Here is a 19,002-nt window from a genome sequence, read left to right on the forward strand (position 1 = left end):
ATAGAATACGTATATTGGCCAACCCATCCTACATATAGGTAATAAAACATAGTATAGCCATTCGTTATATATTGGGCGTTCTGCGTCAGGGTATGCAAATGTGCAAACAGAGGAGGGAACATCCGTGAAGGTCGGATTTATCGGTACGGGAAGTATGGGGACAACGCTGATCGATGCGTTGATTCAATCCGGCGCTGTGACACCGGAGCAGGTCATAGCGAGCAACCGTACGATGGACAAAGTGCAGTGCCTTGCATCGCAACACCCCGGGCTTCAAGTCTCGCCGAGCAATGTGGAGACAGTCCGGCTGAGCGACATTGTCTTTCTGTGCATCAAACCGCTGGAATTCAAGGCGGTCCTGAAGGAGATTCAGCATGCCGCACACCCGGATCTCATCCTGGTGTCGATTACGAGCCCGGTGCTGCTGGAGCACCTGGAGCGGCAGCTGCCCTGCAAGGTCGCGAAAATCATCCCGAGCATTACGAGCTACGTTCGAAGCGGCGCTTCGCTCTGTATGTACGGGAGCCGGATTCAGACGAAGGATCGGGATCTCCTGGAGCGGCTGATGTCATCCATCAGCCAACCACTGCGCATCGATGAGAAGTACACCCGCATCTCTTCCGACTTGTCGAGCTGCGGTCCGGCGTTCATCGCTTACTTCCTGCAGCGGTGGATCGATGCCGCGACGGAAGCGACCGGCATCGGCCGTGAAGAAGCGTCGCGTCTCGCCTGCGAGATGCTGCTGGGCACCGGCAAGCTCTTGACGGAAGGGGGCTTCACTCCGGAACAGCTGCAGCAGCGCGTAGCGGTCCCCGGCGGCATCACCGCCGAGGCGCTCCGGCTGATGAAGGAAGAGCTGGCAGATATGTTCCACCAGCTCATTCAGGTCACCCACGCGAAATATGAAGAGGATCTGAAAAAGATTCACTCCCAATTCGCCGGGCAGGAAGTTAACCGACCACAATATTGACGAGCCGGCCCTTGACAGCGATGACTTTACGGACGGTCTTGCCAGCAATGGCGTCCTGAACGTTCGGCAGAGACATCGCTTTTTCCTGCATGGCGGCTTCATCCGCATCGGCGGCGATTCGAATCCGATCGGCTATCTTGCCGTTCACCTGAATGACGATCTCCACTTCGGCGTCAACCGTCAATGCTTCGTCATACGTTGGCCACGGCACATACGTGATGGTGCCGTTATGCCCCAGGCGTTGCCACAATTCCTCCGCGATATGAGGAGCAAGCGGCGACAGCAGCTGCACGAAGTTCTCCATCGCCTGGCGCGGCAGCGTCTCCGCCTTGTACGCGTCATTAATGAAGATCATCAATTGGCTGATGGCCGTATTGAAGCGCATCGCCTCAATATCCTCGGTCACTTTCTTCACGGTCTTGTGCCAGGTGCGGATGAAGCTGTCTTCTCCCGGCCCGTCCGTAATCTTGCTGTTCAACTGGCCGTCCTCCGCGATGAACAGGCGCCAGATTCGGTTCAGGAAGCGGAACATGCCTTCGACGCCCTTCTCGTTCCATGGCTTCGTAATCTCGAGCGGCCCCATGAACATTTCATACATCCGCAGCGTATCCGCGCCGAATTCGTTCACGATATCATCCGGATTGATGACATTGCCGCGGGATTTGGACATTTTCTCGCCGTTCGTGCCCAGAATCATTCCCTGGTTGACCAGCTTCTGGAACGGCTCCTTCGTATCGACGACGCCGATATCGTAGAGCACCTTATGCCAGAAGCGCGCATACAGCAAGTGGAGGACCGCATGCTCGACCCCGCCGATATACAGATCGACCGGCAGCCATTCGGCCTGCTTCTCCTTGGAGCACAGCTCCTTCCCGTTCTTCGGATCGATGAAGCGCAGATAGTACCAGCAGCTTCCGGCCCACTGCGGCATCGTGTTCGTCTCGCGGCGAGCGCTCATTCCTGTCTCCGGATCAACCGTATTCACCCACTCGGTGACGTTCGCGAGCGGCGACTCGCCGGTGCCCGATGGCTGAATGTGATCGACCTCCGGCAGCATCAGCGGAAGTTCCGACTCCGGAACCGGCTTCATGGTGCCGTCTTCCAGGTGAATAATCGGAATCGGCTCCCCCCAATAACGCTGGCGGCTGAACAGCCAGTCGCGCAGGCGGTAGGTCACCTTAGGCTGGCCGACGCCTTCCGCCGTCAGCCACTCATTCATGCGGGCAATCGCCTCGGCGTTCCCGAGCCCGTTCAGGAAGTCCGAGTTCACATGCGGCCCGTCGCCGCCGAACGCTTCCTTCGTCACATCTCCGCCGGAGACGACCTCCACGATCGGCAGATCGAATTGCTTCGCGAATTCCCAGTCCCGCTGGTCATGGCCCGGAACGGCCATAATGGCCCCGGTTCCGTAGCCGGCGAGAACGTAGTCGGCAATCCAGATCGGGAGCTTCGCCCCGTTCACCGGGTTGATCGCATACGCGCCGGTGAACACCCCGGTCTTATCCTTCGCGAGATCGGTGCGCTCCATGTCGCTCTTGCGCGCAGCCTGCTCCTGGTAAGCTTGAACCGCCGCTTGCTGCCCGGAAGCCGTGATGCGGCCAACCAGCGCGTGCTCCGGCGCCAAGACGCAGTATGTCGCGCCGAACAGCGTGTCCGGCCGGGTCGTGAATACGATGATATGGTCGTCATGCCCGTCGATCGCGAAGCGGACCTCTGCCCCTTCGGAGCGTCCAATCCAGTTGCGCTGCATATCCTTCAAACTCTCCGGCCAATCCAGCTCATCCAGATCGGCGAGCAGCCGCTCCGCATATTCCGTAATCTTCAATACCCATTGCCGCATCGGCTTGCGGATAACCGGATGGCCGCCGCGTTCCGACTTGCCGTCGATCACTTCCTCGTTCGCCAGCACCGTGCCGAGCGCCGGACACCAGTTCACCGGAATCTCCGCTTCATACGCGAGTCCGCGCTTGTAGAGCTGGATGAAGATCCACTGGGTCCATTTGTAATAGTCGGGATCGGTCGTGCTGATCTCCCGGTCCCAGTCATAAGAGAAGCCGAGCGACTTAATCTGGCGGCGGAAATTGTTGATGTTCTTCACCGTAATGTCGCGCGGATGCTCGCCCGTGTCGAGCGCGTGCTGCTCAGCCGGAAGGCCGAACGCATCCCAGCCCATCGGATGAAGCACATTGTACCCTCTCATGCGCTTGAAGCGGGAAATGATATCGGTGGCCGTATATCCTTCCGGGTGGCCGACGTGCAGCCCCGCGCCCGAAGGATACGGGAACATGTCGAGCGCGTAGAACTTCGGCTTGCCGGAGTTCTCCTCCGTAGCGAACGTCTTGTGCTCCTCCCAGTACTGCTGCCACTTCTTCTCCAAAATTTGCGGTTGATAGCCATGCGGCTGGTTGACTTCTTGACTCATCCGTATTCCTCCTTGCCGTGCCCGGCGAAGGCTGCGCGCGCAGCCCGCCCCGCACCTTATGCGAATATCATCATGCTTGAACCGCAGGAGACGGGCCCTTCCTGCCCCTCCGAGCCGAATCAGGCCATTCCGCCCGATTCGTGCGGTCACCTCCCGGTTCCGCTCCGTATCCGCAGGATACGGCCGGACACCGGGCCTGGTTCATGCTGCTGCCACCGAAACGTCATGCGCGTGCCCGCCGCTTATCTATTCCGATACAGCAAAAAAAACCTCTCGCCCTTAGCGAAAACGCTAGGGACGAGAGGTTCAATTCCCGTGGTACCACCCTAGTTAGCGAAAGGCATGCTTTGCCTTCCACTCCCTCTGCACCGTTAACGCCGGTGAATCGTCACAGCCTCCCTGCCGTTCGGCTGCGAGACTCCGAGGCGAGTTCGCTCCTGCCCATCACCGGCTTCCACCACCCGCCGGCTCTCTGTTCGATGCGCGCATCGAGCTACTAATCCTCATCACAGTCTTATTGCACTTCTTCAATTGTATGCATAACCTTGACCAGCTTACGCAAGTATTTCTATCATAATGAAAATTAAGGATATTGTCAACGATTGTCGCCTGGCCGCCGCTTCACGGGCGGCTATTCCTTCACCGCGGCATAGAAAATGCGCGCGGACTGGCTGTCCGGCGGATCCCAGGCGAAGTCGGCATACATGTCCACGCGGGCAAATCCGGCCTCGCGCAGCCAGGACGCCATCGCTTCCGTCTCATAGGCGCGCTGAACATGGGCTTCGTCGACCCGTTCGAACAGGGAGCCGCCATCTTGCCGCATGAAAAAAGTGAGCTGATGCTCGATCTCCCGTCTCGCCTCGTCATAATCGCAGAACCAGATATAGGCCAGATCGTCCTCGTCGTACGCAAAAGGCTGCGACTCCGCGTATGACTCGAATTGGCGAATATGATGCACATCGAACAAGAAGACGCCTCCGGCGCGCAGCTGCCGGTACGTGGCCGCGAACACCCGCTTCACATCCGCCTCTTCGGTAATGTAATTCAGGCAGTCGCAGAACGAGACGACAGCGTCAGCCGGCTCGCCCGCATTCCATTCCCGCATATCCTGGCACAGCCAACGGAGGCTGCCGGACTTCGCGGGCGCGGAGGCGGACTTCTGTTCGGCTACGGCCAGCATCGTCTCTGACAGATCGATGCCGGTCAGCGTATAGCCTCTAGCTGCGAGCGGAAGCGCAATGTTGCCCGTTCCGCAGCCCAGGTCGACAATCCGCTCCGGCTTCGACGGCATATAGCGCCGCCACGCCTCCTCGGCGAATTCCACCCAGGCGTCATAAGGCATATCTTCCATCAAGCGGTCATAGACCGCGGCAAAGCGGCCGTAAGATTCCATCAAGCCTCTCCGTCCTTCCCTCGCGCTGCGGCGTTGGTAGCGCGTCTTCGCCTGCGCCGTTGCTAGCGCTTCTTCCCATGCCGCGTGTCAGCGCTTCTTCGGCCGCGGAGGAGCCGGCTTCTCTGCCTGAAGGATCTGCTGGAGCTCATCCGGGCCAAGCCCCGCGCCCTTCTCCGTCAGTTCCGTCCAGCTTCCTTGCTGCTTGACGAGGTCGGCCCTCATCAACCGCCCGACCGCGCGCTTGAACGCCGATTTGCTCATTCCGAACCGCTGCTTCACAATATCGGCGGGCGTCTCGTCCGAATACGGCATCGCCCCGTTCGGACGTTCCCGCAGAAAGGAGAACAGCCGGTCCGCATCCAGATCCATGCCAATCTCCTTGCGTTCGGCCATCGTCACGTTCACGCGGCCGTCCTCGCGGATATGGGTGACGCGCACGCGCACCTTCTCCCCGAGCCGGAGCGGCCGCGGCCGAAGCGACTCGTGCAGGAATCCGATGACCCCGAAGCCGATCGGACCGCCGTCGAGCACGAGGAATGTCCCCATCTTCAGCGGCCGGTAGACGACGGCCTCATGCCATGTATTGCGCCAAGCGTCCGGCGCGTCGAAGGCCAGCGGAACGAGGTCCTGTTCCAGCGCCGCCCGCGCCACGAGCCGGCCTACCCGGTCGTGGACCATCTTCACATAGACCGTGTCCCCGACTTGGGGATGAAGCGGCTCGTATTCGGGCAGCTCGCTCTTCGGAAGCAGCAGTTGGCGCCCGATGCCCATTTCCAGGAAGCAGCCATACCGGGGATGAATGTCCGCCACCTGAAGCGGCGCAATCTCATCCAGCGTCAGATACGGGCGCTTCATCGTCGACGCGAGCCGATCCTCCGTATCATAGAATAAAAAGACGTCGACCTCGTCCCCCGGCTTTACCGGGCCTGTCAGTTCGGAATAATGAAGAATGACGTCCTGTTCCCCGTCTGTCAGAAAGTAGCCGTATGGCGACACCTCCCGTGCCACCTGCAGCCGTGTTATCGTGCCCGCGGTCAGCGTCATGCCATCTCCACAACTTTCGCGTCGGACCACAGCTTCTCGATATTATAGTATTCGCGCTCGTCGCGATGGAAGATGTGGATGACGATATCGCCGAGATCGAGCAGGACCCAGCGCGAGGATTCCAAGCCTTCCATTCCCCGGACCGCTACGCCCGCCTCGTGAACCCGTTTGCGGATCTCGTTCGTAATGGCTTGCACCTGGGTATCGGAATTCCCGTGGCAAATGACAAAATAATCCGCAATCAGAGAAATCCCCTGCAGATCGAGCACGACGAGATCCATCGCTTTTTTTTCTTCCGCCGCCGCGACGACGATGTCGAGCAGCTCTCTTGGTTGAATGGTCATACCGTAACCTCCATTAATCCTCATGTACTGGCACTCCGGCAACGGAATTGCATGCAGCTCCGTTTCCCTTCTGCCGTTAGGCTTCCCTAATTCTGCTCCAATTCTTCAATCAGCCGGTTCCGTGCAATTACCGTTAGCGGAAAAATACGCCGGCGCCGGGAGAGCAAAAAGCCGATCGTCGAGTCGAAGCCGGCGATGAGCGCGAGATTGACATCCTGTTGGGCCAATTCCCGGATTCGCTCTACGCCCGGAAAATCGCGCCCCGGCTCGATATAATCCGCCAGACAAACCACCTTGTCGAGCAGAGTCATCGGCGCCCGGCCCGATGTATGGTAACGGATCGCATCCAGAACCTCCTCGTCCCGCACCCCGTAGTCCCGGGCGGCGACGACCGCGCCGACGGGCGCGTGCCACAGCTGCTTGTCGTATTCCAGCAGCTCAGGCGGCAAATTCTCTTCGCGAATGACCTTTTCCATCCGGTCGGTCGGCCAATACTTGGCGACATCGTGAAGAATCGCCGCCAGATCCGCTTTCTCCGGATCCGCGCCGAAGCGGCGGGCCAAAATCACGGCCGTATCCATTACGCCCTGGGTATGCTGCCAGCGCGCGGCCGGCATCTGCGCCCGGACGGATTCAATCAATTGCTGGCGCGTCAGATTCATACAATCCCCACCTTGCGATATAATGTTCGACGGCTTCCGGAACGAGATAGCGGATCGAGCGTCCCGCCGCTCTTCTCTGCCGGATATCCGTCGAGGAGATATCCATCTGGGGCATGTCAGCCGCCAGGATGCGGCCGCGCCATGCGGCCGGCAGCTTCTCCTCGCTCCAGCGGATGCCCGGCCGGTGCAGCCCGACGAAGCGGATCAGACCCATCAGTTCGTCGATCCGATGCCACTTCGGCAAGTAATCAACCATATCGCCGCCGATAATCCAGTGCCAGCTGACGTCCGGATAGGCGGCCCGCAGCGAGATGACGGTGTCATAGGTGTAGGAGACACCTCCGCGGGCCAGCTCCCAATCGCTCGCCCGGAAAGACGGATTGCCCGCGATGGCCAGTCGGGTCATCTCCATGCGATGCTTGCCGTCGGCTTGAAGATGGTCCGTCTTGTGCGGCGGCACGTGAGCGGGCATGAACCACACCTCATCAAGATTTGCGGCTTCGCGGGCGCATTCGGCGGCCACCAGATGCCCCAGATGGATCGGATTGAAAGTCCCGCCCATAATCCCGATTTGTCTCACGTCTGCACCTCCGCCGGTTATGGCAGTTCAATCTGTTTATGTTCAGCCGATTCCTTGTAGAGCACGATCGTTTTCCCGATAACTTGGACCAGCTCGGCGCCCGAGCGGCTCGCCAATTCCTCCGCAACCTCGAAGCGATCGTCCATGCAGTTGTTCAAGATCGATACTTTGATCAGCTCACGCACTTCCAGCGCTTCCTCGATATGGCGGATAAGCTGATCGTTGGTTCCCCCTTTGCCTACTTGAAAAATAGGCTGCACATGATGTGCGAGCGAGCGCAAATAACGCTTTTGTTTTCCTGTTAGCATGTTTGTCCCTGCCTTATATGTCTAATAACAATAGTGGTTTATTCGTGACTTAATGTATTCCATACCTGCTCCCGCATCAACGCTGCAGGCGCAGCGGCGCCCGTCCACAGCTCCAGCGCGATCGCGCCCTGATAGACGAACATGCCGAGCCCGCTGTGCGTGCGGCAGCCGCGCTTGCCCGCTTCCCGCAGCAAGGCCGTCTCCAGCGGATTGTACACGATGTCGCTGACGATCATATCCGGGCGCAGCCAGTCCGGATCGAACGGCACCGCCTCCACGTCCGGATGCATACCGACCGAGGTCGTATGAATGACGATATCCGCCTCGTGCGCGCCGATAGCCGGCCGTTCCCCAAGCTGGACGGCCGCTACCGTCCCGAAGGCGGACAGATCGCGTGCCAGCGCCTCGGCCCGCGCCAGCGTGCGGTTGGCGATATGCAAGCGGCGGCATCCCGCCTTCAGCAGCGCATAAGCGATGCCGCGCGCCGCCCCGCCGGCCCCGATCAGCAAGATGCGGGACTGGCGGAGGTCAGAGATCATCTCCTCCTGCAGCGAACGGACAAATCCGAGCCCGTCCGTATTGTAACCGATGAGCCGGCCATTCCGGTTGACGATCGTATTGACGGCGCCGATGACGCTCGCGCTCTCATCCACTTCATCCAGATGCGCCATGACGGCTTCCTTGTGCGGAATGGTTACGTTCATTCCGCCGATGCCGAGCGCGCGCATGCCCTGCACGGCCTGCCCCAGCTGCTCGGGCGCGACACGAAACGCCGTATATACGGCGTTCAGCCCAAGCTCCCGCAAGGCGGCATTGTGCATCAACGGCGATTTGGAATGCTTGATCGGATCGCCGATAACCGCGAACACGGCGGTCGAGCTGTCGATGCCCGCCGGAGGCCGCATCGCTCCGGCCACATCGTTCCGTACCATAGTATCCGCTCCCCCCGGTATAGTGTGCTAGATCATCGCGCGGCGGGTCAGCACCTTGACCCCTTTCGGCGCGCAGATCTCCACAAGCGCGCCTTCCTTGCCGTTGCATTTGATCCATCCGAGCCCCGAGATGAATATATCGGTCTCGGACCCTTTGGCGATCCGGTACTGATGCTTCGTCCAGGCCGGAAGCTCATCCAGGCGCTCCCGCGCCGGCGGCGCCAGCAGCTCGCCGCGGTGCTCCTCGTACAACGCGTCTGCCCGCTCCAGCTTCGTCCGGTGGATCGGAAGTCCATTCGATATATAGCATGTAAAGGATTGCCGTTCCCCTTCCACAAAATCAAAACGCGCAAACGCCCCGAAAAACAGCGTCTGTCCTTCGTTCAACTGGTAGACGGCCGGCTTAAGCGGCTTGTCCGGCAGCAGGGCCCCCAGATCTTGCCGGCTGGCCAATTCCGTCAAGCGGCTCGTATAGACGATGCCCGGGGTATCAATGATATGCTTGCCGTCATCCAGCGGAATATGTACGACATCGAGGGTCGTTCCCGGATAACGGGATGTCGTCAGCTCGCGCTCCAAATCGCTGTAATCGCGAATAAGACGGTTAATCAGCGTGGACTTGCCTACGTTCGTCGCCCCGACGACATAGACGTCGCGGCCGCGCCGCCAATGGCTCATCTGTTCCACCAGCCGATCGAAGCCGGCATTGCGCTTGGCGCTGACGAGAATGACGTCCAATATGCGGAGGCCATGCTCCTTCGCCTGCCGCTGCACCCAGTTCGTCAAGCGGTTCCAGTTCGTCGAACGGGGCAGCAGATCGATTTTGTTCACGACGAGCAGCACCGGATTGTTCCCGACGAACCGTTGGAGCCCGGAAATGACGCTGCCGTCGAAATCGAACAGATCGACGATATGGATGACCAACGCGTCCTCCTGGCCGATTCGCCCCAGCAAACGCAAAAAATCATCCTGATCCAGCGCCACGGAAGCCGCTTCGTTATAATGCTTAATCCGGAAGCAGCGCTGGCAAATCAGCGGCGAACGTTCCAGCGCGGACGTTGGGACATAGCCGATCTGATCGGGATGCCCGGTCTGCACCGTAACGCCGCAGCCGCTGCATATTTGCTTTTCTTGATTGTCCTTCACCTTTTTTCCTCCTCTTGCCACAATCCTCTCCGCTTCAACCGGGACGTGGCATAACGCTCAATGCGCCGATTGATGCGGGTTCCCCAGCCTTCGTCCTGAATGGCGATAGGCTGCACCAATATCGTAAATATGCCGAGCCGGTTGCCTCCCAGGACATCCGTCAGCATCTGATCGCCGATGACAGCCGTCTGATCCGGCTTCAGCCCCATCAGCGCCAGTGCTTGGCGAAAAGCCCGCTGCGCCGGCTTGCGGGCCGCATGTATAAACGGAAGATCGAGCGGGACGGCGAACCGGGATACGCGCGTATGATCATTATTCGATACGATGACGACCTCGAAGCCGCGTCGCTTGACTTCCTTCAGCCAGGCCGCCAGTTCCGGGGTCGCCTGCGGCACCTTGGCGCCGACCAGCGTGTTGTCCAGATCGGTAATGATGCCTCGAATGCCTTGTTCCGCCAGCTTGTCCAAATCAATATCGTATACGGAGCTTACCCGAAGACGGGGAATAAGCCTTTCCAACAAAACAGTCACCTCGTTTTCATACGAAAAACTATACCATATTCTTTGATTTTCGTGCAAAAAAAAGCCGTTCCCGTGCGGAACGGCTTCATTTCGTCACATTCCGGCTCCCTGCCTCCCGCTTTCCGCGTGACACGATAGCGGGGATCAACGCTTGCGGACGCGCCGGAACTGTCTTACCGCCTCCCGGAATCGGGCCACATCGGCTTGATCCAGCGGCTCGCCGCTGTATTTCGCCTGCTCGAACATCGGGACGATAACCTGCAGGGGAGCTTCCAGCTGCGGCAGGCCCTCGCTCCAGCGCAGGGCGGCTTCGCGCACCGTCTCGTGCGGTTCCTTGCGCAGCCCGCGAAGCCGGCAGTAGCTCAGCCACAGCTCCGTCTCAAGCACGACCCGATCGCTCGCCGATATTCGCCGGCGGAAGGTGCGCAGCCAGCGCAGCGAGAATCCCGCCTGGCCCCATTGACGGACAAGCCACGCCAGGAGTCCGAGCAGCGCAGCGCCCGCGATCGAGCGGGCTGCCGTCACCACCCATGCGGGAAGCGAAGTCTCTTCTTCCGGCTGGCCGGCCTTCTTCTCTTCCTTCACTTCGGACTGCTTTTCTTCCTCCTGCTCGGGCGGCGTGTCGGGCTTTTGCTCCTCATGCTCCGGGCTCGGCATGCTGAATCCCGGGGTCGGCTCGAAGGATATCCAGCCGTATTCCCCCATATATACCTCTACCCACGAATGCGCGTCCGCATTCGTCACGCGGAAGCGGCCTCCTTCATCGGGATCGAAGGAGCCCGTCATCACTTGACGATCCGATCCTTCGCGGGCTCCGGGGGCATAGCCCTTCACCCAGCGCGCCGGCACGCCTACGCTGCGGAGCATGACGGCCATCGAGGTAGAGAAATGTACCCTTCCTTGATCTCGAACAGAAACCCCTCGACGAAATCGCTGCTGGTCCGCTTCGAAAGATCCGGGACGTTGGTATAAGTGAACTGGGTCCGTAAATACTGTTCGATTTTTTTGGCCTTGTCGTAGTTGTTCGTCTCCCCTTCAGTCAGGCTCCGGGCCAGGTCCGCGACTCGTTCCGGAAAACGGTCCGGCAGCTGCAGGTAGACGCTGTCCGGCGCTTCGGCCGGGGGCGCGGCCCGCAGCTCCTGTTCCGAAATGATCGGGACATGGGAGACGACCGTATAGCTTGTCGGATAGCGGGGTGCGCCTCTCCCCTCGTACCGGACTTCGCTCTCTCTCCCGTTCCAGACGAGTCTATCCGTATCGCCGCCTTCCAGCTCCTCCACGGCCGATACCGAATACATGCCGAACAGGACCGGGTATATCTGATCGCTCTGAATCTGCACCTTCTGGATAATCTCCTTCGTCTGAATCCGCTTCGCCGGAGCGTCGTCGGCTTCGAACCGCTCGCCGATACTCATCGGTTCCAGGCTCTCTTCCCGCTTCGCATCGACCCAGCCCTGACCGGTGTATATAGCCTTGGCCTCCCCCCGCCAATAGCCGCGGGCTTCGGAGGTTACCGTCATTACCGGCTCATAATCCATCTGAAAGCCGTCCCCAAGCTGGCTGTCATGGTTGCTGTAACCGGAAGTCGTCGGGGTTGGCGTTCCGGTTCCGGTTCCGGTTACGTTCGAGACGATGCGCTCGACGAAGTTGCCGCCAGTGCCGTTCCGGTTCGTCCAGGCCGTATACGGATCGGTCAGGATCGGTTCCAGTCCGGGCATGTTCACCCCAACCGTGATGATCAGCGCAATGACGACGATGGCGCTCACCGCCATCTGAAGAAGATACCGCAGCGAGGTTCGCTTCATCTCGGGATAGCTGTGCTTCATCTGGGAGAAATGAAGCCCGATCAGCCATACGAGGGCCGCGCCGACGATCCAGGCCACCTGATCCCATAAGATATCCTCGGTGAAAGAATCCAGGATGCCGAAGACGATCACTTGAATGAGCAGCCACATAATGATGCGGCCGGTCCCGCGAACTATCTGGTTCAGCGCCTCATAGCAGAGCCAAATGCCGATAACGAACCAGATATAAGGATGAAAGGCTTGCAGTTTCTCCCATCGGGCTCCGTCCTCGACCCATAAATGATTGCGCACCAGCTCCATATAGATGACACGCAATACGAGCGGCAGCCCGAGAAGCAGCCGGCCAAAAAATTGCCGGGGAAATAATACGCACACTCCCCATATCATTAAGAGCGCGTCCTTGGACATCGCAATCGTCTCGTCATACCAATACGGCTCCAGCATCACGATCCACTGCCATACCATCACGGCGAGGCATGTCCAGAACAGTCGCTCGCTCCAATCGCCTAGCAGCCAGCGCTTTATCATTCCGGGCGGTGCCGGCGGAACGGAGCTTGCCGGGGAAGCGGATGCCGCCTGCCGGTTCACTTCCATGTCATCCCACCTCCAAGCAGCTTCGGAAGATGGTTCAATTCATCCAGCCATTTGTATTCAAAGCCCTGCTTCGCCAAGGCGCGCAGCAAATCGGCTTCATCGGGGCCGGCGGCGGCGTGAATGAACGTGCCGCTTCCGCCGATGGATCGGAGGCCTCCGATCGCCGCCATATCGCCGGATGATATCGCCCCGCTGATCCAGGCCACGGCCGCCCCGCGCAGCAGCGAGGCGCGCTGCGCCAGCATCGGGCCAATCCGGTCATTGATTTGCGGATTCGGCGCCTCCGGCTCAATGGTAGCCAACCATTGCTTGTATGCGGCTGGTTCGCGCAAGAGGGCCGCGGCGTCCCACCAATGCAGGGAGCCGCCGATTGCGGCCAAATAGGCGGGATGCCGGTTCGCCTTCGCATATTGCGCAATCGACACCGCGGCCGACAGCGCCAATTCGAAGCCGGCCGAATTTTCATAGGAGGTTCCTCTCATATCAAGCACGATCAGGATCGGGGCTTGCACTTCCTGATCGAACTGCTTCGATTTCAAGCTTCCGCTCTTGGCGGTGGCGTTCCAATGAATGCGCGAGAGACGATCGCCATGGGCATATTCCCGTACCCCGCTCAATTGCGTCGACTCCCGCTTCCTCTTATCCATCGCTAGCGTCTGTCCGGGCTGGACCGCTTGATGACCGGCTTGGGTCCAGGCAGGGATAGAAACCGTGGCCGGCAGGATGAAAAAGGAGGACGGCGTATAGAACTGTCCGCGCTGCTCGAAAATGCCGAATAAATCTTTGGACAAGCATGTGGTCGCATCCAAGCGGTATGCCCCGCGCGGAAGCGGCGGCGTCCGGTACGTCCATACGGCCTTCCGTCCCGCGTTCAGGGTAACGGCCGCCTCCGCCTGGCTGTACAGTTCATTGAAGCGGTACAGACCGTCCTGCACGATGACGTAGGGCAGCGGAATCCATCCCGGAACGCGAAGCTCCACGGATACCGCGATACGGGATTGGGCAGGGAGAAACCGGCTTGTCCCGGTCCGGACCATGCGCTGGCCCCGAACCTTGGCCACGCCCCCGAACCACGCGCAGGCCCAATAGAAGGCAAGCACGGTCGCCATCGAGAGCAGCATGAAGGACGTCTTGCCGCCCTGGAACAAAAAATAGAAAACACAACTGACATAAATGACAAAAGCAATCAGAAATGTCCGTCTCCGCGAACGCGGACGGCGGGGCACCAGCTGCGGCGAATTCATGCTACAGCTCCATCCGGACCGGGACCGGCACGCCTCGGACCGCATCCATCAGCACTTGCTCCGCGGTCAGCCCCTCCATCTTCGCTTCCATATCGAGCAACAGGCGATGAGCCAGGACGAATGGAAGCAGCGTCTTGACATCATCCGGCGTAACATAGCGCCGTCCCTGAATCCATGCTCGGGCCTTCACGGCCTGCATGAGCGCCACGGAAGCGCGCGGGCTTGCGCCCAGCACGATTTTCGAGTGAGTCCTCGTCGCGCGGACCACATCAATAATATAAGAAGCGACGGCATCGTCGATATGAATGCCGCGAGCGGCTTCCCGCATCTTTTCGATCACGGTAATGTCGGTAATCGGCTGAACCTGCTCGGACGGCTGTCCAAGCACATGGCGAGCCAGCATGGCCCGCTCCATCGCTTCATCCGGGTACCCCAGGTTAATCTTGAACATAAAGCGATCCAACTGGGCTTCCGGCAATGGGAACGTTCCTTCGAACTCGATGGGGTTCTGAGTGGCGAAGAGCATGAACGGAACCGGGAGCTCGAAGGTCTCCCCGTCCACCGTAATATGGTGCTCCTCCATCGCCTCCAGCAGAGCCGATTGGGTCTTCGTCGTCGCCCGGTTAATCTCGTCCACGAGCAGCACGTTGCACATGACCGGTCCGGGACGGAACACGAATTGCTGGTCTTTGGGGTGGAAAATAAAAACGCCGGTAATGTCCGTCGGCAGCAGATCGGGGTTGCATTGGACACGGCGGAACGCCCCGTCCATCGTGCGCGCGAGCGATTTGACCAGCTGCGTCTTGCCCGTTCCCGGCACATCCTCGATAAGGACGTGGCCCCCGGCCACCATGGCGGTCAGCATTAATTCAATCTCGAATGACTTCCCTAATATGCATTGATCCAAGGCAGATTGGATCTGTTCCATAATCGAATGCAGCGATGATTGCGAATGCAAGGAAAAACCTCCTCCACAACGGTTATATAAGGAAATATGCCCAAATTTTATATTTTCTCCAGCATGGGGTTCCTAAGCGAAGTTGCCTTACATTTCCTCATTTTACACCATTCTATGGTGAAGGTACATCAACAACTCCTTTCATCTTTGAGCTAATTAATGGCATAAAACAAGGGGTATCCCAAAAGTAGTATTTCACTACAGTGAGATAGCCCCCCCTGATTCTCAAAGCTCGACTCGCCGAAAAATTGCAAAAATACACCTTTCCTTTATGACGTGTACTCCGTTACAGGGAATCCTGCAAAACGGCATCAATTTCTGACTATTCAATCAATAATAGACAAAAATCGATGAAAATAATGTACTTTTGCAGGAACTTAATCAAGTAGCGGCTTAATGAGCAGAAATTGCTGCATCCACGCAGCATTTCACTGCTTCATCCATCTTTCACCGGTTTGCGTGCCGCCGTTTTTCCCGCATCCACATTCTCTGTTACCTCGTCATCTCCATCATTTTGCCATGCCTATAAGACACTCCCTGTCTGCTCGACCCGCGCTTACCCTTTGGGCCGTACGAAGAGAGATGCCAGGAAGGAGAAGACAATTGCCGCCGATATGCCCGCGCTTGTCGTCTTGAAAATGCCGCTGACGGCGCCGATCCATCCATCCGACTTCAAATCGGTAATCGCCCCGTGCACAAGGGAGTTGCCGAAGCTCGTAATCGGAACCGTGACGCCCGCGCCGGCGAATTCGATCAACGGCTCGTACCAGCCCAAGCCGTCCACGACCGCGCCGGTAACGACCAGCAGCGCCATCGTGTGGGCCGGCGTCAGCTTCGCGACATCGAACAGCAGCTGCCCGATGACGCAGATCAGCCCTCCCACGATAAATGCCCATACAAAAATCATGATTCGTCTCCTCCCATCTCGATCGTTACCGCATGAGCGATGCAAGGAATGCTCTCTCCTTGCTGGTAGGACAGCGGGGACATGAGGGCGCCGGTCGCCACGATCATGACCTTCTTCAGTTCGCCCTCCCTCATCCGCTTCAGAATATGTCCGTACGTGACGACAGCCGAGCAAGCCGCTCCGCTTCCTCCCGCTTGCACATCCCCCTTCTGCTTGGCCATGTCGTACATCATTAGCCCGCAATCCTGATAGTTCGTCGTCTGGATGTTGATGTCGTGTTTTTTGAACAAATCTTTGGCGATCCCGTAACCGACGGTGGCCAAATCTCCGGTCACAATCATGTCATAATAAGCGGGGTTGCGCTTCAAATCGGTCAAATGGGTCTGAATCGTATCGACGGCCGCCGGCGCCATTGCCGCCCCCATATTGAACGGGTCTTTGATGCCCAGATCGACAATTTTGCCGATCGTCGCGGCGGTCACTTTCGGTCCGTGGCCTTTGTTGCCGACGATGGCCACACCGGCGCCGGTCACGGTATATTGCGCGGTAGGCGGCTTCTGGGAGCCGTATTCCGTCGGATAGCGGAACTGCTTCTCTACGGAGCAGTTATGGCTGCATGTGCCGGCCATGACGATATTCGCGTTGCCGGAATCGACCAGCAGCGATCCGAGGGCCAGCGCCTCCATCGAGGTGGAGCAGGCGCTGAAGACGCCGATGTATGGCACCCCCAGCTCGCGTGCGGCGAAGGAGTTGCTAATAATCTGGTTCATCAGGTCTCCGCCGACGAAATAATCCAGGTCATCCTGCGTAATGTTCGCATTGACGATGGCGAGTTGGGAGGCCTGTTCCAGCAGCTTGCGCTCCGCCTTTTCCCAGCTTGGCTCCCTCAAATCCAAATCTTCGTGAACAAAGTCAAAGTCGGCGGCCAGAGGCCCTTTTCCTTCTTCGGGGCCAACTACGGTCGCGGTGCCGATAATGACCGGTTGATTGGCGAACCGCCATGTATGGCGTCCTATACGCATCGGATTGCCTCCTTTACCATCTGGGAACGTCCGGCATCAATGCTCGAACTGTATCCCGAAAATGAAATAGATGAGCGCAATGAAAAAGGCCGCCACCGTTCCGAACACGATGACAGAGCCGGCCAGCTTGAACATATGGCCGCCGACCCCCAGCACGAAGCCTTCGCTCCGGTGCTCCAGCGCCGCGGAGCACATCGAGTTGGCGAACCCGGTCACGGGAACCGCCGTGCCCGCGCCGGCCCATTGCGCGAGTTTGTCATACACGCCCAGGCTTGTCAGAATGACGGAGGTCAGCACAAGAATGACGACCGTCGGGCTTGCCGCCTCTTTCTTCGTCATATCGAAAAACGTGATTAATATTTGTTCAATGGCTTGTCCAATCAGGCAGATCGTTCCTCCCACTAAAAAAGCCCGTACGCAATTTTTCCATACGGGGCGGGAAGGTTCACGCTGCTTGGCGATCTGCTTATACTCTTGCTCCGAGATGGTCTTTCCACCAGAAGTCCAAGTTGTGGACCCGGATTTAGCCGAATTCGCCACTGATACACCTCCTGCATCCAATCTGATTTTCAATTGTATGCATTCAGTATTTGTCATTGGTGGATAAAATATGTCTCATCTCCATGACCCACCAAGTTTACAGCCCTAATCCGAACAGCAGCAGGCACACGATGACCAAGAGGACGAACAATACCAAGATGATATCCCACGCTTGCAGCTTCATTTCCATAAGTCCATCATCCTTTCCGGTTATCCCTTGCTTCTAACGTATGCAGTTGGGCCTGAATGGGGCACACATCCAAATGACACGATTATTAGGGAAAGGCCTCAGGCTAGAGCTGTGATAAGCCCGGTTGGCAACGCTTCCCGCGAGGTGTACAATGGAGGGCGATTCGCATGGCAGGCCACAGCGCCTGGCGGATGACCACTTCAATCAGGAAGAAGGGATGACGATGCTGAACCGGCAGCGCCCTGGCGAGAAGACGGCCTTTCAGGAAATCGCTTCGTACGAAGCTTCGATCGATCTGCAGACCGACATGGTCTTGGTGTATGGAATGGATGACACGATGGAGGAGCGGGTATGCGGCTGGTCGGCGCAAGGGTATCGCGTCGGTCTCATGACCGGCACGGCATGGGGCGAATACCAGCCTTATTTGAACGGGAGGTTCGACGGACGCCAGCATTGGGACGAGGGACAGACCCGGGCCAACGGGACCCGGCTGATTCATGAGACCGATGATGTGCCTTATATGGTGCCGACGGTGTCTTTCGCGGATTACATAACGGAACGGCTGAAAAAAGCCGTGGATGCCGGCGTAGACGCCTTCTTTATGGAAGAGCCGGAATTTTGGGTGGAGGCCGGGTATTCCCCTTCGTTCCGGCGCGAATGGGAGCTGTATTATCACGAGCCGTGGATGCCCCCTCATCAGTCGCCGGATGCCCAGTACCGGGCGTCCAAGCTGAAGACGCATTTGTATGCCCGGGCGATGGAACGCATCAGCTCCGCGCTCAAGTCTTACGCCAAGCATGCGCTCGGGCGTCATATCCATGTGTACGTGGCGACGCACAGCCTCATCAACTACTGCCAATGCTGCAGCGATCCGGTCACGCTGGAAGGCCCGTTCGTCGATTTGTTCGACGGGCAATTATCGGTGCGGCCGAGCGTGACGATCGGGCCGGGGGAGCAGGCCTTGCTGTATGATCTGAAGCAGGCGCAGCAGAGCGGCCGGGAACTGGTCCTCGTCGACGCGGCCGGACGGGTTGTCCCGCAGCCGGACGACGGCCCCGCCGATGCAGGGGACGCGGAGTCACTGCGCTATACGGCGCGCGGGCCGGCCGGTGTCCGGGCGGTGCTGCGGTTCTATGCGCCGACTGCCCCGGCGCAGGCGACCGTGCAAAGCGGCGGCCGGGCATACCCGTTCGATCTCGCCTGGGATGAAGCGTCCTCGACCTTCACGATCAGCTTCATTCACCCGGCGGGCGGTGTGGAGATTGCGATTACGCCAGGCGTAAAATAGCCGCATCCCGGTTGCTTCAGGCATGCGGCAGACCTCATGAGCAAGGCTTCCCGTGTTGGGCTGTTACAGCCGTTTGCGGGAAGCCTTTTTGATAGTTAAAGCCTGTAGGGGCTTGGTGTTGAAACTTGGGGT

The 19,002-nt window shown here is 58.7% G+C and carries 19 protein-coding genes and 1 other annotated feature; of the genes, 2 read left to right on the forward strand and 17 right to left on the reverse strand.

What is annotated here, in order from left to right:
• The first annotated feature begins 100 nt into the window (after positions 1-100).
• Complete coding sequence (comER, locus tag OCY70_RS23045; protein WP_261944624.1) at positions 101-970, forward strand: late competence protein ComER; 870 nt, start codon at positions 101-103, stop codon at positions 968-970.
• Here comER and leuS read toward each other — a convergent pair.
• From leuS to spoVAC, 17 genes are all read right to left on the reverse strand, one after another.
• Positions 951-3,392 (reverse strand): leucine--tRNA ligase, encoded by a 2,442-nt coding sequence (gene leuS / locus OCY70_RS23050; protein WP_261944623.1) that lies wholly within the window; start codon positions 3,390-3,392, stop codon positions 951-953. The genes comER and leuS overlap by 20 nt on opposite strands.
• A gap of 290 nt (positions 3,393-3,682) precedes the next feature.
• Positions 3,683-3,911, reverse strand: a binding site (T-box leader).
• Positions 3,912-4,023: 112 nt separating this feature from the next.
• Positions 4,024-4,785 carry a class I SAM-dependent DNA methyltransferase gene (locus OCY70_RS23055; RefSeq protein WP_213428354.1) on the reverse strand — a complete coding sequence of 254 codons (762 nt, stop codon included), beginning with the start codon at positions 4,783-4,785 and terminating at the stop codon, positions 4,024-4,026.
• Positions 4,786-4,872: 87 nt separating this feature from the next.
• Entirely contained in the window at positions 4,873-5,829 is a 957-nt protein-coding gene (locus tag OCY70_RS23060; protein ID WP_213428327.1) for a CvfB family protein, read from the reverse strand.
• Positions 5,826-6,173 (reverse strand): ribosome silencing factor, encoded by a 348-nt coding sequence (gene rsfS / locus OCY70_RS23065; RefSeq protein WP_213428326.1) that lies wholly within the window; start codon positions 6,171-6,173, stop codon positions 5,826-5,828. The genes OCY70_RS23060 and rsfS overlap by 4 nt, the downstream gene beginning before the upstream one ends.
• An 86-nt stretch (positions 6,174-6,259) precedes the next feature.
• Entirely contained in the window at positions 6,260-6,835 is a 576-nt protein-coding gene (gene yqeK / locus OCY70_RS23070) for a bis(5'-nucleosyl)-tetraphosphatase (symmetrical) YqeK (protein WP_213428325.1), read from the reverse strand.
• The gene (locus tag OCY70_RS23075) at positions 6,807-7,415 is read right to left on the reverse strand and encodes a nicotinate-nucleotide adenylyltransferase (RefSeq protein ID WP_213428324.1); all 609 of its coding nucleotides are present in this window, start codon (positions 7,413-7,415) and stop codon (positions 6,807-6,809) included. Before OCY70_RS23075 ends, yqeK begins: the two co-directional genes overlap by 29 nt.
• Before the next feature lie 17 nt (positions 7,416-7,432).
• On the reverse strand, positions 7,433-7,723 hold the full coding sequence (yhbY, locus tag OCY70_RS23080) for a ribosome assembly RNA-binding protein YhbY (RefSeq protein WP_006676288.1): 291 nt from the start codon (positions 7,721-7,723) through the stop codon (positions 7,433-7,435).
• Positions 7,724-7,761: 38 nt separating this feature from the next.
• A complete protein-coding gene (gene aroE / locus OCY70_RS23085) occupies positions 7,762-8,655 on the reverse strand; it encodes a shikimate dehydrogenase (protein WP_213428323.1) in 894 nt (297 codons plus the stop codon).
• Between the two features lie 27 nt (positions 8,656-8,682).
• Entirely contained in the window at positions 8,683-9,801 is a 1,119-nt protein-coding gene (yqeH, locus tag OCY70_RS23090; protein ID WP_213428322.1) for a ribosome biogenesis GTPase YqeH, read from the reverse strand.
• Entirely contained in the window at positions 9,798-10,322 is a 525-nt protein-coding gene (locus OCY70_RS23095) for a YqeG family HAD IIIA-type phosphatase (protein ID WP_213428321.1), read from the reverse strand. Before OCY70_RS23095 ends, yqeH begins: the two co-directional genes overlap by 4 nt.
• 144 nt (positions 10,323-10,466) lie before the next feature.
• The gene (locus tag OCY70_RS23100) at positions 10,467-11,189 is read right to left on the reverse strand and encodes a DUF4129 domain-containing transglutaminase family protein (protein ID WP_249725108.1); all 723 of its coding nucleotides are present in this window, start codon (positions 11,187-11,189) and stop codon (positions 10,467-10,469) included.
• Positions 11,174-12,721, reverse strand: coding sequence for a transglutaminaseTgpA domain-containing protein (locus OCY70_RS23105; protein WP_249725106.1), 1,548 nt, complete (start codon positions 12,719-12,721; stop codon positions 11,174-11,176). Before OCY70_RS23105 ends, OCY70_RS23100 begins: the two co-directional genes overlap by 16 nt.
• Entirely contained in the window at positions 12,712-13,965 is a 1,254-nt protein-coding gene (locus OCY70_RS23110; protein ID WP_213428320.1) for a DUF58 domain-containing protein, read from the reverse strand. The genes OCY70_RS23105 and OCY70_RS23110 overlap by 10 nt, the downstream gene beginning before the upstream one ends.
• 1 nt (position 13,966) lies before the next feature.
• Positions 13,967-14,923 (reverse strand): AAA family ATPase, encoded by a 957-nt coding sequence (locus OCY70_RS23115; RefSeq protein WP_249725105.1) that lies wholly within the window; start codon positions 14,921-14,923, stop codon positions 13,967-13,969.
• Positions 14,924-15,479: 556 nt separating this feature from the next.
• Positions 15,480-15,830 carry a stage V sporulation protein AE gene (gene spoVAE / locus OCY70_RS23120; RefSeq protein ID WP_197255105.1) on the reverse strand — a complete coding sequence of 117 codons (351 nt, stop codon included), beginning with the start codon at positions 15,828-15,830 and terminating at the stop codon, positions 15,480-15,482.
• Positions 15,827-16,852: a stage V sporulation protein AD gene (gene spoVAD / locus OCY70_RS23125; RefSeq protein ID WP_213428319.1), complete on the reverse strand. Its 1,026-nt coding sequence runs from the start codon at positions 16,850-16,852 to the stop codon at positions 15,827-15,829. Before spoVAD ends, spoVAE begins: the two co-directional genes overlap by 4 nt.
• Before the next feature lie 36 nt (positions 16,853-16,888).
• On the reverse strand, positions 16,889-17,392 hold the full coding sequence (gene spoVAC / locus OCY70_RS23130) for a stage V sporulation protein AC (protein ID WP_213428318.1): 504 nt from the start codon (positions 17,390-17,392) through the stop codon (positions 16,889-16,891).
• Between the two features lie 341 nt (positions 17,393-17,733).
• Between spoVAC and OCY70_RS23135 the strand changes: the two genes are divergently transcribed.
• Positions 17,734-18,870, forward strand: a complete 1,137-nt coding sequence (locus OCY70_RS23135; protein ID WP_213428317.1) for a hypothetical protein — start codon at positions 17,734-17,736, stop codon at positions 18,868-18,870.
• The last annotated feature ends 132 nt before the right edge of the window (positions 18,871-19,002 follow it).

The organism is Paenibacillus melissococcoides, assembly GCA_944800085.1.
Taxonomy (GTDB): Bacteria; Bacillota; Bacilli; order Paenibacillales; family Paenibacillaceae; genus Paenibacillus_B; species Paenibacillus_B melissococcoides.